Raw genomic sequence first — 24,626 nt, 5'->3', positions numbered from 1 at the left:
CTTTTTGAGGCAGTAAACTTCCTGCTAACGCAGTCAATTTTTTATACACTTAGAGGATTAGGAGCAAATCGCCACAGGAGTTGAGTTGCTAAAAAATTCTAAGGATACAACCGTCGCCAAAGACAATAGCAATATCAACAAGATCGATGAGCAAGACCGTGCCTTTCATGATTGGTATCGGTTTGTGCTCTCTTATCCGCCCCATCTTGTGAGGGACTACATAGAAGACTTTGGCTTGAATACAGAGAGTGTCATCCTCGACCCCTTTTGTGGCACAGGCACAACACTGGTTGAGTCGAAGCTGCGTCGAATCCCCTCATTGGCTACCGAAGCCAATCCATTTGCCCATTTTGCAACATCCGTAAAGACGGATTGGCACGTTGATCCTGATTTACTCTACAGTCACTCCTGTGAGGTGGCAGAATTTGCCCTTGACATCCTGCGGCAGCAAGGGATAGAAGACGCCGTGCCTTTTGAGGGAAATATTGCCGATCTACCGTTACGCCAACTCTCCCCAGAGCAATATAAGCTCATCCTTACGGGGTCGATCAGCCCAATTCCCTTACACAAGGTCTTGGTACTCCTTGACTGTCTAGAAAAATCCAGAATAGAAAAGGTCTATCGGCATCAATTGCTGGCGATCGCCAACATACTGGTTTTTGCCGTGAGTAATTTGCGCTTTGGGCCTGAAGTAGGTGTGGGTAAACCCAAAGTTGATGCACCAGTGATTAGTGCTTGGCTCGCCAAGATTGCTGAAATGGCGGACGATTTGCGGCAGGTCAAAGATCAAGATGATACTCCTGCCCACGTCTATCTAGCGGATGCGAGATGTCCTGACCGAGTATTGCCGCCGCAGTCCGTTGATGCGGTAATCACGTCGCCCCCTTACCCCAACGAAAAGGACTACACCAGAACAACCCGCCTCGAATCGGTGGTATTGGGTTTTATCAAAACCAAAGCTGATTTACAAGCCTTTAAGAAGGGTCTCATCCGTTCTAACACGCGCAATGTCTATAAAGCGGATGATGACGATCAGTGGATTCAAGATCACCCCGAAATTCAGGCCATTGCAGAGACAATTGAACGCCGCAGAATTGAACTGGGGAAGACCTCTGGCTTTGAGAAACTCTACGGCAGAGTAACCAAACTCTATTTTGGTGGCATGGCGCGTCACTTGGCTGCCCTGCGATCGCTCTTGCGTCCCAATGCCCAACTGGCCTACGTCGTGGGTGATCAAGCCTCTTATTTGCGGGTGATGATTCGCACGGGTCAGTTATTGGCTGACATTGCCCAAGCCCTTGGCTATGAGGTTGTGCGCACGGATTTGTTCCGAACACGGTTTGCCAGTGCCACCAAAGAGCAACTGCGAGAAGAAGTGGTGATCCTACGCTGGAAAGGCTAATCGAGTCAGTCCAGATGGGCTGTACCTTAGAATTACGGTAGAATAAGGCATCAATTGGCAGTACACCCACCCTATGGTTACCTCTTGGGCGAAATGGTCATTGCCGCGACCTCAACGGCGCTCAACTCCGCTGCGCCAAAGGCGCTTGCAACGGCTGCGCTGGAAATCCTTTGTTTTTAATCTCCTGTCTGAGCGTCTTTTGCTGGTCATCGGCGGACTGGGGGCAGGCCTTCTGCTGTGGCAAACCGATGGCCCCTTGATGGTGGCAACCCTGAGTGGCGTGGGTACGATTTTTCTCCTCAGTCGCTGGCAACGCCGACTGTTGAGCCTATGGCAAGACCTTCGCCAACAGTTTCAGGAGTGGTTATACCATCCCTTTGCCTTTACAGTAGCTGGGGGGCTGCTGGCCTGTTTGGGTACCTATACCCTTCTGCATATCGGTCAACACACAGCGGATCCGTGGTTGGTGGTGGCCCTTGTCACCCTTGGCATCCTGTTAGTGGGCATCATTGCTCTCCTTGGCACAATCATCGGCCAACTGCAACAGCAGCATCAGACCCAACAGGTGTCCCAGTGGTTTGCTGACCTCACCCATCCTCAACCCCTGCATCGGCTAGTGGCCATTCGCCAGTTAGCTCGCGTCTCTAAGGGTGCCGATCGCCGTCAGGTGCAAGAAGCCCTATATCTGCTGCTGGGACAGGAAACGGATGCAATCGTTCGCCGTGCTGCCCTTGAGGTGCTCGATCACCTTGACAATGCTGCCTGAGTCCCTGAACTGGCTAGAGCGATGGTGCTTGGCTCGGCTGATTCGAGCGATCGCCAGTGTCATTGGGGTTGAGCCACAGCGATTCGACTACATTGGCTTTATTGAAATCACACGGCAAGTGAAGCAGGGGCGATCGCCCGCGCAGCAGCAGGCCATTGTGGCCACCGTCTTTGATCGGTTAGTCCCGCCGCTCATCAGCACCTTGGTGCGCACACTCTTTCGCCCCACCCGCTGGGTTTGTGAGTTGAATGCGTGGTTTGCCACCCGCCTCACGGGCTGGCTAGTGGGGGCCAGCGATCGCTACTGGGTCGAGGTCATTCCGCCGGATCAACCCCGCCAATGGCAACAGAGTGGCGTGCGCATTCAAAAATGCCGCTACCTCGCTGAATCCCAATGTGTGGCACTGTGTATGAACCTGTGCAAAAAGCCCACGGAGCAATTCTTTCGGCAGCGATTTGGCATTCCTTTGACGATGACACCCAACTTTAGCGACTACAGTTGCGAAATGGTCTTTGGTACCCCCGCCCAGCCGATTCCTGAGCCGACGCTGCCCCCGTGTTGGGAAGATCCGAGTCAAGCCCCCTGCCCCCACGTTTAAGTATTCCCTTGGGAAAGGATTGTTGCTGATTGACAATTCAAGATTATTTGAAATAACGTAGGGATGTCCCGCTGGAGCAGCAACGATGGGCGTTGGCATCGGCATTAACGGCTTTGGCCGCATTGGTCGCTTGGTTTTGCGTGCCGCATGGGGTTGGCCTGAACTGGATTTTCGCCACATCAACGAGATTAAGGGAGGCACGACCGCTGCCGCCCATTTGCTAGAGTTTGACTCGGTTCATGGTCGTTGGTCACAGTCCATCCAAGCCAAGGAGGGGGCGATCGCCATCAACGATCAGATCATTAGCTTTTCGGAAGCAAAAACCCCAGCAGAGGTGCCTTGGCAAGAACGGGGAGTCGAGATTGTTCTGGAATGCTCCGGTAAATTCCGTACCGCTGAGCAACTGGCGGCCTACTTTGCAGTTGGGGTGAAAAAAGTGATTGTTGCTGCCCCCGTCAAAGAACAGGCTCTCAACATTGTCATGGGCGTCAATGACCATCTCTACAATCCCCAAGCACACCACTTGCTCACCGCCGCTTCCTGTACGACAAATTGCCTTGCCCCCGTCGTTAAGGTAATTCACGAAACCCTCGGCATTCGCCACGGCTTGATAACCACGATCCACGATGTCACCAATACGCAAACGGTGGTGGATGCCCCCCACAAGGACTTGCGCCGTGCCCGCTCTAGTCTGATGTCTCTCGTGCCGACAACCACCGGTTCAGCCACTGCTATTGGGCTGATTTATCCAGAACTCCAAGGCAAACTCAATGGCTTGGCGGTACGGGTGCCCCTGTTGAATGCGTCGCTCACCGACTGCGTTTTTGAAGTCAGCCGCCCCACCAGTGTGGCCGAAGTGAATGCAGCTCTTAAAGCTGCCGCAGCCGGAGAACTCAAGGGAATTCTTGGTTATGAGGAGCGCCCTCTTGTTTCCATTGACTATTGCAACGACCCCCGTTCAAGTATTGTCGATGCCCTCTCCACCATGGTCGTGGATGAAACGCAGGTGAAAATTCTCGCATGGTACGACAACGAATGGGGCTACAGCAATCGCATGGCCGAATTAGCTCGCCGCGTCGCCACTACTTTGCCCTAAGGAGTCTGCTATGGCTGTGTCCACCAGTGTCCGCAACTATATGATTGTTACCCTCGCCTACTGGGGGTTCACGATTACCGATGGCGCACTGCGGATGCTAGTGCTGCTCTACTTTAACCAGATTGGCTACACACCGCTGCAAATTGCCTTCCTATTTCTCTTCTATGAAATTTTTGGCATTGTCACCAACTTTCTCGGGGGCTGGATTGGTTCCCGTTTAGGGCTGAATGTCACCCTCTACGCGGGCATTGGTTTACAGGTGATCTCACTGATCATGCTCACGCCCCTAACGCAGGACTGGCCCTTGTGGTTTGCGGTGCCCTATGTGATGGCGGCACAGGCGATGTCGGGGGTGGCCAAAGACCTGACAAAGATGAGTTCTAAGAGCGCCATTCGCCTAGTAGTGCCCCAAGAGGCCGAGTCACGGCTCTTTAAGTGGGTGGCGATTCTGACGGGTTCTAAAAATGCCCTCAAGGGGGTGGGTTTCTTTGTTGGCAGTGTGTTGCTGACGTTGGCGGGCTTTAGGGCGTCCCTGTGGATCATGGCGATCGCGCTTATCTTGATCCTGTTCAGTGGTTTGTTATTGCCACGGGGGATGGGGCAGATCAAAAAGAAAATTAAATTTCGCCAACTCTTTTCCAAGAGTAAGGAGATCAATATCCTTTCTGCCGCTCGCTTTTTCCTCTTTGGTGCCCGAGATGTCTGGTTTGTGGTGGGTTTGCCCGTCTATCTCCAAAGTGTTCTCAACTGGTCATTTTATGAAGTGGGGGGCTTTCTCGCCCTGTGGGTCATTGGCTATGGGGGTGTCCAGTCCTCGGCACCCCTTCTGTTGAAATACCTCAATCGCGGTCGCCCTCCCCAAGCCGCCACTATTCAGTTTTGGACGTTTACGCTGACGATTGTGCCAGCAGTCATTGCCTTGGGCTTGATGAGCAACTGGAATCCCAATGCCGTCATTATTAGCGGCTTGCTCCTCTTTGGCTTGATTTTTGCCATGAATTCGGCAGTCCACTCCTACTTGGTGCTGGCCTACACCGATGATGAAAAAGTGGCCTTGAATGTTGGCTTTTACTACATGGCCAATTCCGGGGGGCGACTAGCGGGAACGGTTCTCTCTGGCCTCATCTATCAAATTTGGGGCATTGTCGGCTGTCTGTGGGTTTCGATGGTCTTTGTCCTCTGTGCTGGACTCATTTCCCTGAAGCTAGAGGATCCGAAACGGCAGCAGCCCTACCCCTCGTTGGCGATGGGCGATGGTGAATAAGTGCAACATTTCCCCAGATCGGCTACAACTGAATAGATACAACTGAATAGAATTAAGATAAGGTACAGTTCTTTTCCCAAGGATGAGATATCCTCAACACGGTAAAAGCACGCGTGAGACAGGGTAGTACTTCCGGAAAAGGGCTGTAGGAGAGGTTCCCCGAGGAATTGCCATTATGATGCTCCCCCAAGAAATCATCGGCCAAAAAGTGTGGTTGGAAGTGGAACCCGAAGATGCCTACTATCCGGGTGAGAAAATTCGAGTACAGGCGGAAATTAGCCAGCCCACTGCTCCCCCGTGGTACTATGCTCGCTACATTAACCCACCCCGCTGGTTCCGCAACCAAGGCCAGTGGCTCACCCACCATGAGGCTGAGATGGCAGTGCTCTTGAATCCCGTCTTGGAGGATTTGGAGCTAGAGGAAGAGGACTACGACGGTGATGAGCTGACGAATGGCGATTTTAGCGATCGCTAGGAGCGTCTCGGGCGTATTGGTCGGGGTGGCGATCGCCCACTGTTAGCTGTTATACTAAACTCTATGAAGAGTGGTGTATTGGCAGCACCCATGAACGTTCTTTTTTGAACGGTTCAAAAATCTCCTTCCCCTAGGGAAGTGAGGGTGTCATTTTTTGAGATTGTTTGGGTGTGGTGGGCAATGTCCCGCCTTTTTTATTTCCTATGCAGATACAGATGCTTTTGCCGGTGGTGCAAACCCTTGCCCAGCAGGTTGCCGACCAAGAACACCTCGATCTGGTGAGTGTGCAGTGGCTGACCCATCAATCGCCGCCGATTTTGCGGGTGGAGGTGCGCCATCCTGAGAATGACACCAGCTTAGAGGATTGCGAACGCCTGAGTCGGGCACTGGAGATGGCTTTGGATGGGCTGCCAGAGTTGGAGTTTGCCTACGTTCTCGAGGTGTCGAGTCCCGGCCTGTCGGATTACTTGAGTAGCGATCGCGACTTTGATGCCTTTCGCGGCTTTCCTGTGCGGGTCACGACCACCGCACCCCATCGGGGCAAAACCCTTTGGGAGGGCAACCTGATTCGCCGTGACGAGGTGAATGTCTATCTCAATCAACGGGGGCGATCGCTGGCGATTCCCCGGTCACTCATTGCCAGTGTCCAACTGTACACCCCCAGCAGTGAGCCTTAGCAGCAGTTGATCTACTAAATGAACGAGGTTGTAACAGACGATGACCATCTATCGCTTACCCGGCCTACGGGCCATGATCAATGAAATCAGCCAAGAGCGGAATTTGCCCAAGCACGCAGTGCATCAAGCCCTCAAGGAAGCACTGCTCAAGGGATACGAACGCTATCGCCGCAGTCTGCGCCCGGATCATAGTCACTTTGAAGAAGACCACTTTGCCAACTTTGAAGTGGAACTAGACACCGAGCAGGAGGGCTTCCGCGTTTTAGCCACCAAAACGATTACCGAAACAGTGGCGAACCCCGATCGCGAAATTGCCCTTGCCGATGTGATTGAGGTGGTGCAGGATGCCCGTGTCGGCGATACGGTGCTGTTGGATGTCACCCCTGACCATCAGGAGTTTGGCCGCATGGCCGCCATGCAAACCAAGCAAGTACTGGCGCAGAAATTGCGAGATCAACAGCGTCGCCTCGTCCAAGAGGAATTCAAAGACCTCGAGGGCACCGTACTCATGGGGCGCGTTCTCCGTTTTGAGCGGCGATCGGTGATTATGGCTGTGCGCAGCGATGCTAGCCAACCGGAAGTGGAGGCTGAACTGCCGAAACGGGAACAACTTCCCAACGACAATTACCGCGCCAACTCCACATTCAAGGTGTATCTCAAGCGCGTCAAAGAGGGACCTCAGCGCGGCCCCCAATTGGAGGTTTCCCGTGCCGATGCTGGCTTGGTGGTCTATCTCTTTGCCAATGAGGTGCCAGAAATTGAGGATGAAGTGGTGCGGATTGTTGCCATTGCCCGCGAAGCCAATCCCCCAAATCATAAAGTCGGCCCCCGCACCAAAATTGCCGTGGATACCTTAGAGCGGGATGTCGATCCGGTGGGTGCCTGTATTGGGGCACGGGGATCCCGCATTCAAGCAGTCGTGAATGAACTGCGGGGGGAAAAAATTGATGTGATCCGCTGGTCGCCGGATCCAGCCACCTATATTGCCAATTCCCTCAGTCCCGCTCCGGTGGAGGATGTGCGGCTAATCAACCCCGAAGCCCGCATTGCCCATGTCCTTGTGGCACCGGATAAGGTCTCCCAAGCCATTGGTAAGGAAGGCCAAAATGTGCGCTTAGCAACTCGCCTCACGGGCTGGAAAATTGAGGTGCGCGATAGCTCCCAATACAACTACGAAGAGGAGGATCGCTTGGCCATGGCCGCCCTCGAAGAACAAGTTGCCAGTTAGGGATGATGGCTCTCCCCCAACGCCGCTGTGTGTCCTGTGGCCGCTTGGCTGATCGCTCAGAGTTTTGGCGAATCGTGCGCTGCTGGCCCGATGAAAAGGTGCAGTTGGATCGGGGGATGGGGCGATCGGCCTATCTGTGTCCCACTGCCGAGTGTCTCAAGGTGGCCAAACAAAAAAAACGCTTGGCGCGATCGCTCCGCTGTCCGATTCCCGAGGATATTTTTACGACCCTTGCTGCTCGCCTAGATGCCCATCACAACCATGACTGACTCCCCCATTTGGCAGCCCTTTACGCAAATGAAAACGGCAGATCCGCCCCTGAAGGTGGTGCGTGCCCAAGGTGCTCGCCTTGAACTGAGCGATGGCCGTCAGATGATTGATGCCATTTCCAGTTGGTGGGTGACGCTCCATGGCCATAGCCATCCTGTGCTGGCTAAAGCGCTCTATGAGCAGGCGCAAACCCTTGAGCACGTCATTTTTGCCGGCTTTACCCATGAGCCAGCGGAGCAGCTTGCCCAACTGCTGTGTGCCCACACCCCAGCGGGGTTACAACGGGTCTTTTTTTCCGATAATGGCTCAACTGCCGTAGAAGTGGCGCTGAAGATGGCCTACCAGTATTGGCAGCGGCGAGATCAACCCCAGCGATCGCGCTTCATTGGCTTTGCCGGGGGATACCATGGCGATACCCTTGGGGCAATGACCGTCGGCCAAAGTTCCCCTTGGTGGCAACCCTTTCAACCGCTGCTGCCCCCCTTAACGATCCTGCCCTACCCAGCAACCTATCCGGGGGATCCAGAGGTCGAGACCAAGGAGACACAGGCGATCGCTCAACTGGAGGACACCCTGAAGGCAGACCCCGATGCCTATGCCGCTCTCTTTATTGAGCCACTCGTACAGGGGGCAGGGGGAATGCGCATGTGTCGTCCCCAGTTTTTGCAAGCCATTTCTGCGATCGCCAAGGCCTATGGGGTGTTAGTGGTCTATGACGAGGTAATGACGGGGTTTGGCCGCACAGGTGCCCTCTTTGCCTGTGAGAAAGCAGGGACACAACCCGATCTCCTTTGTCTCTCTAAGGGCTTATCGGGAGGCTGCTTGCCCATTGCCGTCACATTGGCCACTGAGGAAATTTATCAAGCCTTTTATGCTGACGATCCTGCCCGTGCCTTCTTCCACAGTCATTCCTATACAGGGAATCCCTTGGCCTGTGCGGTGAGTGTGGCTTCATTTCAATTGCTGCTTGCAAACCCTGAAGCCTACCAAGGCCTAGAAGCGCGCCATTGGCAGTGTCAACAACGGTATCTTGCCGATGTCAGTAATCTCAAGCAATTTCGTACCTGTGGCACGATCGCAGCCATGGAATTAGAAACCGAGGCTTCCTACTTTAGTGACCTTGTGCCCCAACTGCGCCGCCGCTTTATTGAGTTGGGGGTTCTCCTGCGGCCGCTGGGGAATACGTTGTATATTTTGCCCCCCTATGGCATTACTGATGCGGAATTAGCCACGGTCTATCAAGCCATCCGCCAAGTGGCGATCGAGGTTGCCGCAGGTTATTTCACCGCAGCTTCGGCTTGAGTGGCCATGTAGCTGAGGAGCCAATTGACAGCAGTGGCACAGCGGGTACGGCGGGGGTTGAGTTCTTTGATCTCGTAGCCAGCAAAGCCCAACTGTTCCTTGAGAAGTTGCTTGTGGGCAGGGGGAATGGAGCGGGTGAGCTTGACAATGGCAGGGCGGCTGCCAATGAAGTCGGGGGGTTGGGGATAGTCTTGCTGCCATTCCGGGGGCACGCGATCGCTCTGCCAAGTTTGGCTGTGGGCGTCATAGCGATAGCCCAAGCAGTGCCACAGGAGCTGATTGACCGTAGCATCATCCAATTCATCATTGAGAATTTGCCATAACGTGGCTTCTGTCAAAGGGGGGAGTGACGAATCGGGAATGCTCATTGCCTCGCTTAATCGCTAGCCTCGCTGTTATCGCGATAACTATTTAATCATATTGGAATCTTAGTCGTCGCTTTATTATACTTAAGTCATTTTTCATTTCTCGTTGGCATAGCTGTAGGCTCGATGCCACACTTTTGTCTGAGCAGAGGGTGTGATCCGCATCCAGTGACGACTCAGGGGAGGTGAGACGAGAGTGCGTAGGAGCAGCCACAGGGTTTTCCATTCACTGGGGGCTTTCTGCCATTGCCAACGGTTGGGTTCACAGAAAAGTAAGGTGACCAATTGGCGGTATTGAGCCAAGGTTAGGGCGTCGAAGTAAATCTCTAGGGTCGTTGGATTGGGCATATCAACAACTTGGCCGCTGAGGTCAATGCCTGCCTCTAAAAGCCGACAGGTGAGGGGTACACCCATCGCAGAGGGGGGGAGGGGTTGATGCAGATGCACGATCGCCCCCCCTTCAGAAAGACGAATTGTCGTGCCCCACAGGGCAGTGGTTTGATCCCAAGCAAGATGGAGTTCAACGGTTTGCTGTACATTGAGCCAATCATAGGGGTCGGGACGGGGGCGTTCGATGAGGCTGTAGAGGGCAAGTGCGAGAATCACCAAATTGTAGAGGTTCCAGACCCATGCCAGTAGTAGCCCCTTGGTGTGTAATGCCTGCCAATTTAATACAGCCGCAGCCACAGAGAGAACAAAAAGCACAAGGAGCGGTGCCGCTAGGGGCCACTGAAAATGGTAGCGATCGCGATAATTGCCCTTGGGGGTCACCCAAAAGCCGCGACCAAAGGGACGCAACAACGTATCAATCACCGTCAAGGTCAACGGCACACATTGAAGAACCGCATAGATATCGGACACCAAGGCAGAGCGACTTTGGCCATTGAGCCAGCGGAACGTACTCAACAGCAGCCAGTAGTAGGGCACAAAATAGTAGAGCCACTGCCGCAGGGTCGTTTCAAGGGGGACGACACCCCAAAAGGCAGCAATCAAGGGCAACAGCAGCAACAGCAAACGCATCGGACTATGGAACCATTGTGTGATCCCCTCTAGGTGGGCAAGGCGCTGAAGCCCAGTGAGATTGGGTACCCGCAGTGGACTTGCCGCAATGAATAAGCCTTGGAGAGTGCCCCGTGCCCAGCGCTGACGCTGACGAATATGCGCCGTCATGTCCTCTGCACACAAGCCCGCACTCAGACTTTCATTCAGGTAAATCAGCCGATGACCCGCTGCCGCTAGTTTAATTCCTGTGTAGTAGTCCTCACTGAGGGATTCAGTGACAAAGCCGCCAATGGCCTCGAGGGCCGATCGCCGCACCACAAAGGAACTGCCGTAGCACAGCGCTGTTTCAATGCCATCCCGCAGGACTTGATAATGACGGGAGAAGATTTCCACCTCTTGGGGCAGATGATCCTCAAGGCCAAGGTTGCGGGCAATGGGATCGGGATTGTAAAAGCTCTGGTAGGTTTGGACAAGGCCAATATCAGCGGTCTGGAAAAAGCCCACAGTGCGGGTGAGAAAGTTACGAGTGGGAACAAAATCAGCATCAAAGACTGCAATTAGTTCACCCTTGGTTTGTGTAAGGGCATGGTTCAGGTTACCCGCCTTTGCATGGCGATTGTCTGGACGGCTGAGATACTCACAGCCCAGTTCACAGGCCAATTCGCGGAGGGCAGGGCGACGGGTATCGTCAAGCACATAAATACGCTTGTGGGGATAGTCGAGGGCTTGGCAACCGACAATCGTGCGTCGCAAAAGCGTCAGGGGTTCATTGTAGGTGGGAATCAAAATATCCACCCAAGGCTGATAGTGGCCACTTTTGACCGCAAGGGCAGCAGCATCGGCTTCAGGACGACGATTTTTGATGTGCAAGAGTAGGTAGAGTTGTAGGCCATAGCCCGCCATCATGAAACCTTCAATGCCCAGTAGGAGTAGGCTAACGGTAGCCTCTGGGGTGGTGCGCAGATTGAGGGTGGCCAGCGATCGCCACAGCAGATAATGCAGCATCATGGCCATTAAACTGCCAACGACAATGACCCGCGCCCACTGCTGCTGCACCTTTCCCCAGCGCAAAACAACACTGCTCAGAACCACCATCAAGCACAAGGGCCAAAAAATCCACGGCTTGTCCAACTGTTCAACGGCGAGCCAAGGAGGGACAGGGGGCATCGCTGGAGCCTCAAGCAACTGAATAGTAATGTAACGAAATGTAAACCAACCATTGGACGGGTGACGACATTTCCAAGGTTCCCCGCAGTAGCGATCGCCCCCAGCCGTATGTCAGGATCAAAATCACCAAATCCTGATGTAATGCTATGACCGATGCCCAAGAGGGGACAAAGCTACCCCCCTTTATTTTTCACAACCAATTCCAAGGCTGGATGGAAGTCTATGCGCCCGTTCAACGCTACGAAACCTATTTGAACAATCACCAAGAATGGTTTCACCGCTGCGCCCATCCCATGAAAACAGAACCTGTGGGCAAGCATGGCTACATTCTCACCATTGGCCGCTACGGTTCCCATGGCTATGAAGTGGAACCCAAAATTGGACTGCACCTGCTGCCCCAAGAGCAGGGGGTCTATCGCATTGAAACGATTCCTGTGCCCGAACAGCCGTTTTTGAACTACGAGGTAAATTTTCAAGCGGCAATGGCCTTGGTACCGATGCGAGCCACCCCTGAGACGGATAGTGATCTACTCGCCCTGAATGTCATTGATTACACGCGGGTCAATTGGGAACTGGATTTGCGGGTGGAAATGTACTTTCCTCGGTTTATCTACCGTTTGCCCCATGGCCTGATTCAGGGAACAGGCAACCGCGTCTTGGCTCAAATTGTCCGCCAAGTGTCCTACCGCCTCACGGCAAAGGTGCAGGATGATTTCCACAAAACCATTGGCCTCGACTTGGGCAAACGCTGGCGCCGCAAACGCTTCCATGCTGAACGGGTGCGCACCCTCACCCCTGCTCCTGATATGCCCGACGAGCCTGAGCCACCTGCTGCTTGAGCATTGTCACATCTGTACCGAGTTGACTGCCCATACCAATGGCGATCGCCCCCGCTCTCCACAGGGGCACGACATCTTCCCAACCAATACCGCCACAGGGAATCAGGGGAATCTCAGCCAACAAGGGTCGCAAAGCGCGCAGATAGCTCGCACCCCCCACCGCCATCACTGGAAAAACCTTCACTGCCGTTGCTCCCGCTTGCCAAGCGTGGAGAATTTCCGTTGGCGTCAATGCCCCCAAAATCAGAGGACAATTGGCATCCTTTGCAAGGGGCACCACCTCTATCGCTGTATGGGGGGTCACTAAAAATTGTGCGCCAGCGGCGATCGCCCCTTTGACCATTTCTAGGTTTTGCAGGCTCGCTGCTCCAATAGTGCAGTGGGGAGCGTCTTGACGGAGGTGTTGCAAGACGCCAGCAGCATCGGGGGTTGTCCAAGTCACCTCTAGGCAGGTGAAGCCCGCTTGAATATACATTTGAGCGCGGGCGATCGCTTCATTAGGATCAGCAGCACGCACCACTGCAATCAAGGGCAGGCCTGGCAGAAACGCTAACTGCTGCGGCTTGGGCATGGCATCACCACCATTCAGCAAGGGGGCAGGAGCACAGTGATAAGATAGAAAACTCCCCCTACCCCTAAACTAGGCTATATTAGCAATACCCTTGCGAGCTTCAAATGGGTGATAGCGTCAAAGTCCTGAGTGAAAATCGCCAAGCGCGCTTCCAATACGAAATTCTGGAAACCTATGAATGTGGTCTCGTGTTGCTGGGCACTGAGGTCAAGTCCATTCGTGCTGGCAAGGTGAATTTACGGGATGGCTTTGCCCGCATCCGCAATGGTGAAGCGTGGTTGATGAATGTCCACATTTCGCCCCACGAGAGTACCAACCAATCCTACAACCATGACCCCCTGCGCGATCGCAAGCTCCTTCTCCACAAACAGGAAATCCGCAAGCTAGTGGGCAAAGTGGAACAAAAAGGACTCACCCTTGTGCCCCTAAAGCTTTACCTGAAAAATGGTCGCGTTAAGGTCTCCATAGGGCTGGCGCGTGGTAAGAAGCTCCATGACAAACGCCAAGACCTCAAGCAACGGCAGGATAAACGGGAAATGGAGCGGGCAATGAAGCAGCGCTAAACCTAGCTTTGGGGTGTGGGTACAGGAACAATGTTGGTTTCCGTGCCGACGGGTGTTGCCGGGGCAGGCGTACTTCCCGTTGCTGCTTCCCAAGAGTCATTGGTGAAATACACATGGCCGAGCACCCGTCCTTCATAGGTGCGCCGCGTTAACCGCCAAGTGGGTTCCAGTTGAAACTTGAGAAATTGCCCTTCCTGCATGCCGTGGGTGCGGCCAATGACCATACGCGGACCGCCGCGATTGCTGCTGCCAACAAGGAGCAACTCGCCATCCCCCTGTTCAATGCGCAGACCATACTGCAACCCTAAATCCTGTTGTGCCACCCGAATCGAGTAGCCATTGCTATCCGTAGCCCGACCACAAATGCCCGTAAAGTCAAACGTCGTCAGCAGCGGGTCAATCACCACGGGGTTGCTGCCCGACTCACTCCAGCAGGGACGAGTATCCTTAATTTGCTCCACCACCAGCAGGCGATACCCACCGCGTGCAAGGGGCACAGCCATCACCACATAGCGGCTTTGATCCACTTCCGTTTGTGTAAACATATTGGCTTGGGCAGGCCGAGGGGCAATTGTTCCCAAACAGGCCACCGTCAATAGGCTCAGGCCAAATTTTTGCCAGTATTTCATAGGGACACTCCTCAGCAGAACTTGGAGGTTTTGACAGTTAAATGGATTCTACTGTTCCACTACGATCCACGCCGACTAACTATCAAAATTCTAGAAATGATTTTTCAGAGACCGTCAGGCATCAATGGTGAGCGGTCAAATCGAGGCCAATCACTTGGGTATGTTGACCCCGCGCTTGGGTGACGCCAATCGTGCGCTGAGCCGCTTCAATCATCGGTCGTCGCAGACTGACGACAATAAACTGCGCCTCTTGGCTCTGCTGCTGAATCATTTTGGCAAGGCGCTCGACATTGGCACCATCGAGAAACATATCCACCTCATCAAAGGCATAGAAGGGGGAGGGGCGATAGCGTTGTAGGGCAAAGATAAAACTGAGGGCCGTGAGGGATTTTTCACCCCCCGACATTGAGGCCAAGCGTTGTACGGGTTTGCCCTTGGGATGCGCCACCAAATTCAGGCCACCCGCAAAGGGATCTTCGGGACTTTCCAGTTGCAGATAGCCATCGCCATCGGAAAGGGTGGCAAAAATGGTTTGGAAGTTGGCGTTGACGGCATCAAAGGCTTCACGGAAGGACTGGTGACGCAGGGTAGTGAAGTTCTCAATCCGCAGTAAAATTTCCGTCCGCTCCGCTTCTAGAACGGCAAGCTTCTCCTGTAGCTCATTGAGCCGCCCCTGTGTCTCCTCAAATTCCTGAATCGCCAACATATTGACGGGTTCCATGGCACGCAGCCGTTTTTCGAGGGCTTGGCACTGCTGTTGAATGTCGCTGAGGGAGAGATTGGCGGGCACTTCGGGCAATGGCTGCGGTAGGGGGGGTGCCTCGATGGTGCTTAATTCCTGAAGTTGGGCGTGCAGCGTGGTGAGGGTGTCGCTGGCTTTTTGGTATTGCCATTCCAGTTGTTGATAGTCCTTTTGCTGCTGCCGTAGTTGGTAGTCTTGGCGATCGCGATCGCCCTTGAGGTGGCCAAGGCGAGCCTCTAACTCACTGAGGGCAGTTTGCGTGCTTTGAATTTGCGTCGCTAAGTCCCCAAGCGTCTGATCGAGGGCTTGCTGCTGACAGAGTGTCTCCTGCTGGGCTTGACGCAGTCGCTGAATCTCCTGTTCGATTTGTTGCAGGTCTCGTGCCAGTTGCTCGAGTTGACGGTGGCGATCGCCCAAGGCTTGATCCACTGTTTGCAGGGCAGCTACATGGTCGGCGTGGATTTTTTCCTGTGCCTGAAGCTGTTCCTGAAGGTGTTGCCACTGCTGATGGCTGGGATTGGCTTCAAGGGCATTGAGGGCAAGGCGTTCGGCGGCGAGTTCTGCTTCGAGTTCAGGAAGGCGAGCCTCTAAGTGCGCGAGTTCAGTTTCTGCGGCAGTTAACTCTTGGCTCAGGTGCTGCTGCTGACGTGCTAAGTCTGCTTGCTGGCGGTTGAGGTGCTGCTGTTGTTGCTGAAGTTGCTCCCATTGCCGCTGGCGATCGCGATGGCTTTGGCGGGCTTCACTCAGGGCTTGGCTTAGCTCAGTCACTACCCCCTGTTTTTGCGTGCGCTCTTGAATGAGGCGATCTAACAGGCGTTCCAGTTCCCCAAGGCGATCGCGCACCTGTTGGACTTCTGCCGACTCTTGGGGGGTGACCCCCTGACCAAAACGGAGGGTGTTAGTGCGACTATAGCTCCCGCCGGTCATTGCCCCTGAGGGTTCCAGTAAATCTCCCTCTAGGGTGACCATCCGATATTGCCCTAGGTAGGGTCGCGCCGCCTCAAGGCTCTCAAAGACCAGCGTGCTGCCAAACACATAGGCAAAAATGGGGGCATATTGCGGCTCAAAGGTGACAAGATTCAAGGCATAGTCAATACAGCCTGCCAAGGCAATGGGGGAGAGGGTCTTGGGACGTGCCATCTTGTTCAGGGGCAAAAATGTGGCCCTACCGGCCCGTTCCCGCTTGAGGATGGCGATCGCTGCCGCCGCCACACTGTCATCCGCCACAACGATATTGCCTAGGCGTGCCCCGGCCGCAATTTCCAAGGCCAGTTGGTAGCGGGGTTCCACTTGCCCGAGCTGTGCCACCAGCCCAAACACGCCGGGGAGATCAGCACTTAAAATGAGCCGCGCCGCAAAACTGCCTTGGCTTTCCTGAACCGCCTGTTGCCGTGCTTCCAGTTGATCCAGCTCCCGCTGCTTTTGGCGCTGTTCTCGCTCAAGGCGTTGATAGGTTTCTTCTGTTAAGCTCAATTGCTGCTGCGCTGTGGCCAGTTGTTGGGCGAGGGTTTGTAGTTGCTGCTCCTCTTGTTGGACTGCTGCTGCGGTCTTTGTGAGGGCGTCTTGCAATTCCAATTGTTGGGCTGCTAAGGTGGTGGCCGCTTGGCGCAATTCCCCCTGCCGCTGCCGCAATTGTTGCGATCGCTCCTGAAGACGCGAGAGTTCACTGCGACTCGGTTCCAATTCATGGATCAGGGCATCAATCCGCTGCCGCCGCTGGCTGTGCTCCTGAAACCAAGCTTGGGCTGCCGTATTCAACTCCTGAGCTTGCTGCCGTAGGGCGTCGAGGGCGGCTTGGCTGGTGGCAACGGCTGTCACTAAGGGGGGGCGATCGCCCTGTTGCTGTTCTAACTCTTGAGCAAGTTCCTGTTGCAGCAACCGTTGACTGTGGTACTGGGCTTGCCGTTGCTGGAGTTGTTCTGCCAACTGTTGCTGCTGCTGTTGGTAGGCCGTTTGCTGGCGTTGACACTGCCGCTCTTGGGCGTGGAGATCCGCCAACGCTGCTTGCAGGCGGAGGTAAGCTTCTTCACCAAGGGCTTTCACCTGTTGATTGAGTTGTTCCAGCGTAACCGTTGCGGCTTCAATCTCCCGTGCCTTTTGTTGCAGTTGGGCTTGGCGTTCAGCTTGTTCTTTTTGTAGCGTCTGAATCTGGGTTTGTAGTTGCACCTTTTGCGCTTCTTGGGCTTGCCATTGGCGCACCAGCAGCCATTGCTCTCGCTCTTGCAGTTCCAAGCGTAGGGCTTGATATTTTTCCGCTTGCAGGCGATCCCGTTGCAGGCGATCGCGCTGTTGCATCAATTCCTGCTCAACAATGCGAAAGCGTTCTTCGCGCTCCTTGACCGTATCTAATTTTTCGCGAGCTTGGGCAATCTTGCGGTCAAAATCCGCCACTCCTGCCAATTCATCAATAATTTCCCGCCGTGCCTTGGCATTCATGGAAATGATACTGGTGACATCCCCCTGCAAAACCACGTTATAGCCTTGGGGATAGATACAAAACGCCTGCAACTGGTCGTGCAGTTCATTCAGCGTACAGGGTTGATCATTGACTGCATAGGTCGAGGTATAGGTGCCCTGCTTGGTTACCCGCAGTCGCCGTGTCACCCGCCATTCCGTGTCGGCATCCAGTGCAAAGGTCACCGTGACTCGCGTTTCGACAACACTATGGCCGCGCCGCGTTTGGCTATGGTTCACCAAATCGGGCAATCGTTCTGCCCGCATCCCCTTAGACCCTGCAAGGCCAAGGGCAAAGAGCAACGCATCCAAGAGGTTTGACTTGCCTGAGCCATTGGGGCCTGAAATGACCGTAAACCCCGGCAGCAGCGGAATCACGGTTGTGCCGCCAAAGGACTTAAAATTCGTGAGTTCTAACTGCTTGATGTACACAGCCAAGGAGCGTGCCTAACCGTTTCATTATGCCCAAAGATGCTCCCCTTGTTTGCCACGGAAAATCAAGCTAAAATCAAATAACTCATAGTCGTTTCGAGTTTGTTTTAGCCATGACACCGCCACGGATTGAAAACGTTGTCATTATTGGTTCTGGTCCTGCAGGCTACACAGCAGCCATCTATGCGGCTCGCGCCAACCTCAAGCCCTTTATGTTTGAAGGCTATCAAGTTGGGGGGCTGCCGGGGGGACAACTCATGACCACCACCGAAGTGGAAAACTTTCCCGGCTTTCCCGAAGGCATTCAAGGGCCCCAACTGATGGCACGAATGAAGGCGCAAGCGGAGCGCTGGGGCACAGAAATGGTTACGGAAGATGTGATTCAGGTGGATTTTAGTCAACGCCCCTTTCTCATTAGCTCAGCAGAGCGGCAGGTCTATGCCCACAGCGTCATTATCTGTACGGGTGCCACGGCCAAACGACTCCATCTCCCCGGTGAAGAGCAGTATTGGACCAAGGGAGTGTCCGCCTGTGCCATTTGTGATGGGGCAACGCCAATTTTCAAGGATGTGGAGTTGGCGGTGATTGGTGGCGGCGATAGTGCGGCGGAGGAAGCAGTCTATCTCACTAAATATGGCTCCCACGTCCATCTTCTTGTGCGCAGTGACAAAATGCGCGCCAGTAAGGCGATGCAGGATCGCGTGTTTGCCAATCCTAAAATTACGGTTCACTGGCAAACCGAGGCACGGGAAATCCTTGGCGATGGCAATTTAATGACGGGTCTGCGGATTATCAATAAAGCCACAGGGGAAGAATCCGTCCTGCCGGTGCGCGGCCTATTCTATGCCATTGGTCACACCCCCAACACCCAACTCTTTAAGGATTTTCTGGAATTGGATAGCGTCGGCTATATCGTCACCCACCACGGGACACAAACAAATGTGGAGGGGGTTTTTGCCGCAGGGGATGTTCAAGACCATGAATACCGCCAAGCGGTAACAGCGGCAGGTAGTGGTTGTATGGCCGCCCTTGATGCAGAACGCTGGCTCTCGGCGCGGGGGCTAATTCAGGAGTTTCACCAAACGGAAACCGAGACCAAACCCGCAGAAACGACGAAACCCACTACATCCCCAGAACAGGAGTTTGATCCCAATGCCATTAAGCACCGCGGCAGCTATGCCTTGCGTAAACTCTTCCACGAGAGCGATCGCCTGCTGCTGGTGAAATATGTCTCCCCCACCTGTGGCCCCTGCCATACCCTCAAGCCCATTTTGGATCGGCTGGTGGACGAATTCGATGGCAAAGTACAGCTCATTGAAATTGACATCACTGAAGACAGCGCGATCGCCGAGCAAGCGGGAGTGACTAGTACACCGACGATTCAACTCTTCAAAAACAAAGAACTCCTAGAGGTGATTGTCGGCATGAAACCCAAGAGTCAGTACCGCGAGACCATCCAACGCTACCTTGCCTAGGCTCTAGTTAGTCAGGGGCATGATTAGCGAGATCGGACTACTGACCGTTGCGGGTCTGGCGGCGGGCTTTGTCAATGCCATTGCCGGTGGGGGCACACTGATTAGTTTCCCTGCCTTGGTGGCGATCGGCTTGCCGCCAGTGGTTGCCAATCTCACGAGCACAGTTGCTCTAGTTCCCGGTTACTTGGGGGCGACAGTGGCGCAACGACAGGATCTTAAGGGGCAGCAACGGCGCCTTGGTTGGCTCTTTCCCAGTGCAGTGGCTGGGGGCATCACAGGGGCAATGTTACTGCTGCACACCAATGAGGCACTGTTTAATGCCTTGATTCCCTATTTGCTGCTTTTAGCCGCTGTCCTCTTGGGGATTCAGGAGCAGGTGCGGGCTTGGTTGCTGCGGCGGATCAGTGCGCCGGCCGTATCTGAAGTGGGAGCCATTCCTCTAGTGTTTCTAGCGGCGGTCTATGGTGGCTATTTTGGTGCGGGTGTGAGTGTGATTCTACTCGCCGTGCTGGGCATTGTTCTCGGGGAAAGCTTGACGCGCCTCAATGGCTTGAAGCAAATTTTAGCCTTTGGGATCAATGTTGCCGCTGCCGCATTTTTTGTGGTGTCTGGGGAGGTGGTGTGGCCCGTTGCCTTGGGGATGGCGATCGCTACCATTTTGGGCGGGCTTTTGGGGGGTAAATTTGCCCGGACGGTTAACCCCCTGCTGTTACGCCGTACAGTCGTTCTTTTGGCCGTTGTGCTGGCAATCATTTACTGGTTGCGACAGCGATAAACTACCCCACCAGAGATGGAAAGTTCCGTGAGATTTGCCAAACAAAGCCCGTGACGAGGATTGAACTCGTGGCCTCACCCTTACCAAGGGTGTGCTCTACCACTGAGCTACACGGGCAAAAATTCCCAGAGCTTTATCATAGCCCATTGGGGGAACAATTGCACGGCTTGGCTGCGAGTTTTTGCTAAAAATTGCGACGAGAGAAAATCCAAGTGGCGATCGCCAGCAATGCGACTGTGTAAATCACGCCATAAAAGGCATTGGCCACGAGTTCCGGTACAGAGGGCAGCATGCCATAGACCGCTGTATTCTTAAAATCCAAGCGGGATAAATCGGGAAAGATCAGATAGAGAAACTGCATCAGTTGCCGTACGGCATCACTCTCCATCTTTTGGCTGAGGATCACCAAGTTTTGGCTAAAGTGCCCCATAAAGTACAGTGCCACCGTTAGCAGCGTGGCAATCAAGGAACTGGTGAAACTGCCAAAAAGCAAAGCGGCTGCCGTCAAGAGGGCGAGTTGCAGCGCAATGTAGAAAGAGGTCACCATCAAAGGGCCTGCGGGATAGGCAAACTGATTCAAGCTCATCAGAATAAACAGAATCAGCGTCATCAGTGCCACCAGTACCAGCAGAACCGCCGATAGGCCTAAATGTTTGCCAATAATAAATTCCGCACGGCTGATGGGTTTCGCCAACATCACCAAGATCGTGCGCTTTTCTATTTCTTTATTGAGCAGCCCACCCCCGACAAAGGCAGCAATCAGCAAACCAAAGAGGGAAATTCCTGCCATCCCCACATCAAGGCTAATTTTGTCTTGGGTGCCTGCTGACACCTGTCCCAAAATCACAACCGCTAAGGCTAGGCCAATGGCAAAAACAGCAGTGACGTAAAGAACCCGCTCCCGCAGTGTTTCATTGAAAACATTACGGCTAATTGTCCAGAGGCGACTCACCGTTAACGGCAACATGTCTGGTACCCCTTGAATTTACTCTCTTCTCAAAGAATACCCAATTTTGCTTTTTCGATAGCCTCAGCGTCCATAGGGAGAGCTGCTCGCTGTTTCACGGAGCAGTGGTATCTACGGCGGGGGCAGAGAGGTCAACGTCTTCATAAAACTGTTCAATGGGCACCCTGAGATCAATGCTCCGCAATTCGACGCGATCGCCCGCGCGGTAGCAGCGCAGCAGCCAATCCCCCACCTCATTTTTCTGGTAAATGTCGATCGCCATTTCCTCTGAGCTAGCGAGCACATAATCCACGAGGTTGGGGTTACGGCGGTAGAGATCGAACTTTTTGCCGCGATCGTAGGCTTCGGTAGCGGGTGAGAGCACCTCGACAATGAGACAGGGATAGGTGATGAAAAAGGGACTCTGGCGATCGCGATCGTCACAGGTGACACTCAGATCAGGATAAGTAAAATTCGATGTCTCGAAAATCTTCACGCGACAATCAGAAGTATAGGTTTTGCAGCCTTTACCCCGTAAGTGGGATTTAATAATTAACAAAAAGTTACCAGCAATATCGCTGTGGTTTCTTGTACCACCCGCCATCGCATACACGTAACCATCAATCAACTCGTGCCTTTCTAACTGCTGCTCTTCCCACGCAAAGTATTCTTCCGGTGTGAAATAGCGATCGCCCGTCTCCTTGGCAGTCATTATTGTCTGCATCTCTTTTGAAAACCTCACTCCTTTAGGATAGCCCGCCCTTTCCCTGACATCCCAAAGCCAACGTGCCACAATAGGCGGTGGGGACGCAGTTAGGAGTTTGAACGTAGTTCTTTTTGGAGAGGGTGCGACGTGTCCCTAAGTTCAAGTCTTGATTCCCACGCCCCTGAGGTAGCCATCCTGCGGGTGAGCGGCTTGCGTTGTGCTGGCTGCGTGCGATCGCTGGAAAACCAGTTAAAAGAGCAGCCGGGTGTAGATGCTGCGGCAGTCAATCTGGTCACGGGAACCGCCGTTGTCAGCTATTCCCCGACTGAGACAACCCCCAGCGCTATTGTCGAGAGCCTCAACCAAGGTCGCTTTCAAGCCACCCTTGCAGAAGACAATGCCCTTTTGGAACTGCCCACAGCCTCTGAGGAAACCTCTTGGCCAAGGTTGGCGATCGCCCTTGTGCTCCTGATTCTCTCCAGCGTCGGCCACGGGATTGATTTGCTGCCGGGGCACTGGCCGATGTTAGAGGCGATGATCTGGCACTGGGGGCTAGCGACCATTGCCCTTGTCCTACCGGGGTGGGAGATTCTGCAGGAAGGAATGATCGGCCTGTTCCAACGTCGCCCGAATATGAATACGCTAGTGGCTCTTGGCGCCTTGGGGGCTTACCTCACTAGTACGGTGGCGTGGCTGTGGCCGGCCTTGGGATGGGAGTGTTTCTTTGATGAACCGGTGATGATCCTTGGCTTTATTTTGCTGGGGCGATCGCTGGAGCAACGGGTACGTCAACAGGCACAACGGGACTTGCGATCGCTCCTTGCTCTTCAGCCAAAACAGGCGCTGTGGCAACCCAGTTTGACCGCTAGCGATCGCTGGCCTATTCCCGTCAGTCGTATCCAAGTGGGGGACTGGCTGTGGGTCGATGCTGGAGAACCCTTTCCCGCTGATGGCACGATTGTAACCGGGGAAACCTTAGTGGATGAATCCATGCTCACGGGGGAATCTCTGCCGGTGGCCAAGAGGGTGGGGGCAGCAGTTCTAGCGGGCAGTCGCAATGTTGGTGCTGCGGTCACTCTGCGGGTGGAACGCTGTGGCCGTGCCTCATTTTTAGGGCAGATTTTAGACCTAGTGGTGCAGGCACAAAATCGCAAAGCACCGGTGCAGCAAATGGCAGATGTGGTGGCCGGCTATTTTGGCTATGGGGTGCTAGCCTTGGCGGCAGCAACGGCACTCTTTTGGAGCGCGATCGCCCCCCATGTCTTCCCAGAAATGACCAATAGTGCACCCCTATTGCCCTTAAAGCTAGCCTTGAGTGTGCTGGTGATTGCCTGTCCCTGTGCCCTTGGGCTTGCTACGCCGATCGCGCTGCTTGTGGGCACCAGTCACGCCGCTGCCAAAGGCTTAATTATTCGAGGCGGCGATGTTCTTGAGCGTAGTCAGCAGTTGGACACGATTGTGTTTGACAAGACAGGCACACTGACGACCGGTGAACTGGCGGTGGCCGAGATCAACCTCTATGGCGCTCACTCCTCTCAAGAGGTGCTGTATCTGCTGGCCAGTTTAGAGCGTGAGAGCCGCCATCCCCTTGCAGTGGCGATTCAGAAGGCGTGGGCTGCGATCGGCCAGACAAGAGAGCGAGCAACGGCAACCGAGGTGGAAACTGCCCTCGGACTGGGGGTCAGCGGCTGGATTGAGGGACATTACTATCAAGCGGGTCGCCTCAGTTGGCTGCGTGAGCAGGGGGTTGACTGCCCTTCCCTAGACGTGGAAACCCATGTGGCCTTGGCCTGCGATCGCCAGTTGATGGCCGTCGTGACCTTTCGCGATCGCCTGCGTCCAGAGGCAGTGAGTACCGTTCAAGCTCTACAAGCCCAAGGCTATGCGATCCATGTACTGACGGGAGACACCGCCAAAGCCGCACAGCAACTTCTAGAACCTCTCGGCCTACCGCCAACGCATCTGCACACCGATCTTCAGCCGCAACAAAAACTTGCCCTCATTGAAGGTTGGCAAGCCCAGGGCAAAACAGTGGCCATGGTCGGGGATGGCATGAATGATGCGCCAGCTCTAACAGCAGCTCAGGTAGGGATTAGCCTTGGTACGGGTACAGAGGTAGCCATTGAAGCAGCGGATATTATCCTCACTCGCAATCATCTAGAGGATGTGCTCGCTGTGCTCACCCTTAGCCGTGCCACCTTCCGCAAAATTCAGCAGAATCTTCTTTGGGCAGTGGCCTACAATATCGTCGGTTTACCCCTTGCCGCCGGTGTCGGATTACCCCTGTGGGGACTCAGTCTCACCCCTGGCATTGCTGCCGCTTGTATGGCCGTGAGTTCGATTGCCGTTGTCCTGAATTCCCTAAGCCTCAGTCGAGCAAACTAGCTCGCGAATCTGTTGGGCATTGGCGCGCGTCAGCCGTTTCTTGTGGGGCAGGACGACCACTGCTGGCCCCCGTTTGCATTCCCCCATACAGCCCGTCGCCTTCAGGGCAATGGGGAGCTGTTGTGCCTCTAGTTCTTGCCACAGTTCCTTGGCCCCCCGCCGACAGCAAGAGGATTTTTGACAAATCAGCACCTTACAGGGCTGAGAACTCTTTGCCGCTGAGGGTTGAGCCGTTGCTAAAAATTCTAAATGACTGGCCTTGTATTGCTTGACCCAGCCATCGTACTTATCGCTGATCGTTCCCTCTAGCCGCAGGCGATCGCCCACCTTGGGGGGGTGTACTAATTCGCGCCGCAGTGACTTCTCCAGCTTGATCCAGACGCTTCCCGTGAGGGTTTTCAAAATTACGACCTTGGGCAGTCCCTTCTTATAAAAGACCTCTTCGACAGTGCCCTCAAGGCAAAATGTCGGCAAATCAATGACACCCAGACCCATGA

23 protein-coding genes and 1 tRNA gene are annotated in these 24,626 nt (G+C 54.3%); 15 read left to right on the top strand and 9 right to left on the bottom strand.

From position 1 onward, the window contains the following. The first annotated feature begins 85 nt into the window (after window positions 1-85). The 10 genes from KV190_RS12985 to bioA all read left to right on the top strand — a co-directional run bounded on the left by KV190_RS12985 (window position 86) and on the right by bioA (window position 9,078). Window positions 86-1,402 carry a TRM11 family methyltransferase gene (locus KV190_RS12985; protein ID WP_460193821.1) on the top strand — a complete coding sequence of 439 codons (1,317 nt, stop codon included), beginning with the start codon at window positions 86-88 and terminating at the stop codon, window positions 1,400-1,402. 73 nt (window positions 1,403-1,475) lie between these two features. Beyond that, entirely contained in the window at window positions 1,476-2,168 is a 693-nt protein-coding gene (locus tag KV190_RS12980) for a hypothetical protein (RefSeq protein ID WP_460193819.1), read from the top strand. Continuing rightward, on the top strand, window positions 2,158-2,766 hold the full coding sequence (locus KV190_RS12975) for a DUF4033 domain-containing protein (protein WP_460195295.1): 609 nt from the start codon (window positions 2,158-2,160) through the stop codon (window positions 2,764-2,766). The genes KV190_RS12980 and KV190_RS12975 overlap by 11 nt, the downstream gene beginning before the upstream one ends. An 85-nt stretch (window positions 2,767-2,851) precedes the next feature. Further along, window positions 2,852-3,862, top strand: coding sequence for an ArsJ-associated glyceraldehyde-3-phosphate dehydrogenase (locus KV190_RS12970; RefSeq protein WP_460193817.1), 1,011 nt, complete (start codon window positions 2,852-2,854; stop codon window positions 3,860-3,862). Window positions 3,863-3,872: 10 nt separating this feature from the next. Continuing rightward, window positions 3,873-5,126: an organoarsenical effux MFS transporter ArsJ gene (gene arsJ, locus KV190_RS12965; RefSeq protein WP_460193816.1), complete on the top strand. Its 1,254-nt coding sequence runs from the start codon at window positions 3,873-3,875 to the stop codon at window positions 5,124-5,126. 175 nt (window positions 5,127-5,301) lie between these two features. Beyond that, the gene (locus KV190_RS12960; protein ID WP_460193815.1) at window positions 5,302-5,601 is read left to right on the top strand and encodes a hypothetical protein; all 300 of its coding nucleotides are present in this window, start codon (window positions 5,302-5,304) and stop codon (window positions 5,599-5,601) included. 203 nt (window positions 5,602-5,804) lie between these two features. After that, entirely contained in the window at window positions 5,805-6,278 is a 474-nt protein-coding gene (rimP, locus tag KV190_RS12955) for a ribosome maturation factor RimP (RefSeq protein WP_460193814.1), read from the top strand. Between the two features lie 40 nt (window positions 6,279-6,318). After that, the gene (gene nusA, locus KV190_RS12950) at window positions 6,319-7,506 is read left to right on the top strand and encodes a transcription termination factor NusA (RefSeq protein ID WP_149818240.1); all 1,188 of its coding nucleotides are present in this window, start codon (window positions 6,319-6,321) and stop codon (window positions 7,504-7,506) included. A 2-nt stretch (window positions 7,507-7,508) separates the two neighbouring features. Continuing rightward, entirely contained in the window at window positions 7,509-7,775 is a 267-nt protein-coding gene (locus tag KV190_RS12945) for a YlxR family protein (protein WP_460193813.1), read from the top strand. Next, window positions 7,753-9,078 (top strand): adenosylmethionine--8-amino-7-oxononanoate transaminase, encoded by a 1,326-nt coding sequence (gene bioA, locus KV190_RS12940; protein ID WP_460193812.1) that lies wholly within the window; start codon window positions 7,753-7,755, stop codon window positions 9,076-9,078. The genes KV190_RS12945 and bioA overlap by 23 nt, the downstream gene beginning before the upstream one ends. On the opposite strand, the gene KV190_RS12935 is transcribed toward bioA, so the two are convergent. Together KV190_RS12935 and KV190_RS12930 are read right to left on the bottom strand one after the other, a co-directional pair. Beyond that, window positions 9,054-9,446 (bottom strand): DUF1823 family protein, encoded by a 393-nt coding sequence (locus KV190_RS12935; protein WP_460193811.1) that lies wholly within the window; start codon window positions 9,444-9,446, stop codon window positions 9,054-9,056. The two genes, bioA and KV190_RS12935, sit on opposite strands and share 25 nt — an antisense overlap. 93 nt (window positions 9,447-9,539) lie before the next feature. Beyond that, window positions 9,540-11,612: a glycosyltransferase family 2 protein gene (locus tag KV190_RS12930; RefSeq protein ID WP_460193810.1), complete on the bottom strand. Its 2,073-nt coding sequence runs from the start codon at window positions 11,610-11,612 to the stop codon at window positions 9,540-9,542. Between the two features lie 146 nt (window positions 11,613-11,758). Here KV190_RS12930 and KV190_RS12925 point away from each other — a divergent pair, with 146 nt between their 5' ends. Continuing rightward, entirely contained in the window at window positions 11,759-12,451 is a 693-nt protein-coding gene (locus KV190_RS12925; protein WP_460193809.1) for a DUF1997 domain-containing protein, read from the top strand. Here the strand turns inward: KV190_RS12925 and eda are convergent. Then, complete coding sequence (gene eda / locus KV190_RS12920; RefSeq protein WP_460193808.1) at window positions 12,402-13,022, bottom strand: bifunctional 4-hydroxy-2-oxoglutarate aldolase/2-dehydro-3-deoxy-phosphogluconate aldolase; 621 nt, start codon at window positions 13,020-13,022, stop codon at window positions 12,402-12,404. The two genes, KV190_RS12925 and eda, sit on opposite strands and share 50 nt — an antisense overlap. Before the next feature lie 104 nt (window positions 13,023-13,126). Here eda and smpB point away from each other — a divergent pair, with 104 nt between their 5' ends. Next, window positions 13,127-13,585, top strand: a complete 459-nt coding sequence (gene smpB, locus KV190_RS12915; protein ID WP_297051891.1) for an SsrA-binding protein SmpB — start codon at window positions 13,127-13,129, stop codon at window positions 13,583-13,585. A 2-nt stretch (window positions 13,586-13,587) separates the two neighbouring features. Here smpB and KV190_RS12910 read toward each other — a convergent pair whose 3' ends face one another. Then, a complete protein-coding gene (locus KV190_RS12910; protein ID WP_460193806.1) occupies window positions 13,588-14,214 on the bottom strand; it encodes a DUF3747 domain-containing protein in 627 nt (208 codons plus the stop codon). Window positions 14,215-14,335: 121 nt separating this feature from the next. After that, the gene (smc, locus tag KV190_RS12905; RefSeq protein ID WP_460195293.1) at window positions 14,336-17,842 is read right to left on the bottom strand and encodes a chromosome segregation protein SMC; all 3,507 of its coding nucleotides are present in this window, start codon (window positions 17,840-17,842) and stop codon (window positions 14,336-14,338) included. Window positions 17,843-17,955: 113 nt separating this feature from the next. Here smc and trxB point away from each other — a divergent pair, with 113 nt between their 5' ends. After that, window positions 17,956-19,317, top strand: a complete 1,362-nt coding sequence (gene trxB, locus KV190_RS12900) for a thioredoxin-disulfide reductase (protein ID WP_460193805.1) — start codon at window positions 17,956-17,958, stop codon at window positions 19,315-19,317. Window positions 19,318-19,336: 19 nt separating this feature from the next. After that, entirely contained in the window at window positions 19,337-20,092 is a 756-nt protein-coding gene (locus tag KV190_RS12895) for a sulfite exporter TauE/SafE family protein (RefSeq protein WP_460193804.1), read from the top strand. A 45-nt stretch (window positions 20,093-20,137) separates the two neighbouring features. Here KV190_RS12895 and KV190_RS12890 read toward each other — a convergent pair. The 3 genes from KV190_RS12890 to KV190_RS12880 form a co-directional block, all read right to left on the bottom strand. After that, a tRNA-Thr gene (locus KV190_RS12890) sits at window positions 20,138-20,209 on the bottom strand. A gap of 67 nt (window positions 20,210-20,276) precedes the next feature. Next, the gene (locus KV190_RS12885; protein ID WP_206199492.1) at window positions 20,277-21,059 is read right to left on the bottom strand and encodes an ABC transporter permease; all 783 of its coding nucleotides are present in this window, start codon (window positions 21,057-21,059) and stop codon (window positions 20,277-20,279) included. 94 nt (window positions 21,060-21,153) lie between these two features. Next, on the bottom strand, window positions 21,154-21,753 hold the full coding sequence (locus KV190_RS12880) for a Uma2 family endonuclease (protein WP_460195291.1): 600 nt from the start codon (window positions 21,751-21,753) through the stop codon (window positions 21,154-21,156). A gap of 138 nt (window positions 21,754-21,891) precedes the next feature. Between KV190_RS12880 and KV190_RS12875 the strand changes: the two genes are divergently transcribed. Then, window positions 21,892-24,129 carry a heavy metal translocating P-type ATPase gene (locus KV190_RS12875; protein WP_460193803.1) on the top strand — a complete coding sequence of 746 codons (2,238 nt, stop codon included), beginning with the start codon at window positions 21,892-21,894 and terminating at the stop codon, window positions 24,127-24,129. On the opposite strand, the gene KV190_RS12870 is transcribed toward KV190_RS12875, so the two are convergent. Beyond that, entirely contained in the window at window positions 24,106-24,624 is a 519-nt protein-coding gene (locus KV190_RS12870) for a (2Fe-2S) ferredoxin domain-containing protein (protein ID WP_460193802.1), read from the bottom strand. The genes KV190_RS12875 and KV190_RS12870 overlap by 24 nt on opposite strands. Window positions 24,625-24,626: the final 2 nt, after the last annotated feature.

The organism is Thermosynechococcus sp. FA-CM-4201, assembly GCF_054689355.1.
Note: the sequence above shows the minus strand (reverse complement) of the source record. Positions and strands in the feature narration are given on the sequence as shown.

Bases quoted from the DNA above. Each gene is read 5' to 3' on its own strand.
- KV190_RS12980 (WP_460193819.1), top strand. From the start codon at position 1,476: ATGGTTACCTCTTGGGCGAAATGGTCATTGCCGCGACCTCAACGGCGC.
- KV190_RS12975 (WP_460195295.1), top strand. From the start codon at position 2,158: ATGCTGCCTGAGTCCCTGAACTGGCTAGAGCGATGGTGCTTGGCTCGG.
- KV190_RS12970 (WP_460193817.1), top strand. From the start codon at position 2,852: ATGGGCGTTGGCATCGGCATTAACGGCTTTGGCCGCATTGGTCGCTTG.
- arsJ (WP_460193816.1), top strand. From the start codon at position 3,873: ATGGCTGTGTCCACCAGTGTCCGCAACTATATGATTGTTACCCTCGCC.
- KV190_RS12960 (WP_460193815.1), top strand. From the start codon at position 5,302: ATGATGCTCCCCCAAGAAATCATCGGCCAAAAAGTGTGGTTGGAAGTG.
- rimP (WP_460193814.1), top strand. From the start codon at position 5,805: ATGCAGATACAGATGCTTTTGCCGGTGGTGCAAACCCTTGCCCAGCAG.
- nusA (WP_149818240.1), top strand. From the start codon at position 6,319: ATGACCATCTATCGCTTACCCGGCCTACGGGCCATGATCAATGAAATC.
- KV190_RS12945 (WP_460193813.1), top strand. From the start codon at position 7,509: ATGATGGCTCTCCCCCAACGCCGCTGTGTGTCCTGTGGCCGCTTGGCT.
- bioA (WP_460193812.1), top strand. From the start codon at position 7,753: ATGCCCATCACAACCATGACTGACTCCCCCATTTGGCAGCCCTTTACG.
- KV190_RS12935 (WP_460193811.1), bottom strand. From the start codon at position 9,446: ATGAGCATTCCCGATTCGTCACTCCCCCCTTTGACAGAAGCCACGTTA.
- KV190_RS12930 (WP_460193810.1), bottom strand. From the start codon at position 11,612: ATGCCCCCTGTCCCTCCTTGGCTCGCCGTTGAACAGTTGGACAAGCCG.
- KV190_RS12925 (WP_460193809.1), top strand. From the start codon at position 11,759: ATGACCGATGCCCAAGAGGGGACAAAGCTACCCCCCTTTATTTTTCAC.
- eda (WP_460193808.1), bottom strand. From the start codon at position 13,022: ATGCCCAAGCCGCAGCAGTTAGCGTTTCTGCCAGGCCTGCCCTTGATT.
- smpB (WP_297051891.1), top strand. From the start codon at position 13,127: ATGGGTGATAGCGTCAAAGTCCTGAGTGAAAATCGCCAAGCGCGCTTC.
- KV190_RS12910 (WP_460193806.1), bottom strand. From the start codon at position 14,214: ATGAAATACTGGCAAAAATTTGGCCTGAGCCTATTGACGGTGGCCTGT.
- trxB (WP_460193805.1), top strand. From the start codon at position 17,956: ATGACACCGCCACGGATTGAAAACGTTGTCATTATTGGTTCTGGTCCT.
- KV190_RS12895 (WP_460193804.1), top strand. From the start codon at position 19,337: ATGATTAGCGAGATCGGACTACTGACCGTTGCGGGTCTGGCGGCGGGC.
- KV190_RS12885 (WP_206199492.1), bottom strand. From the start codon at position 21,059: ATGTTGCCGTTAACGGTGAGTCGCCTCTGGACAATTAGCCGTAATGTT.
- KV190_RS12870 (WP_460193802.1), bottom strand. From the start codon at position 24,624: ATGGGTCTGGGTGTCATTGATTTGCCGACATTTTGCCTTGAGGGCACT.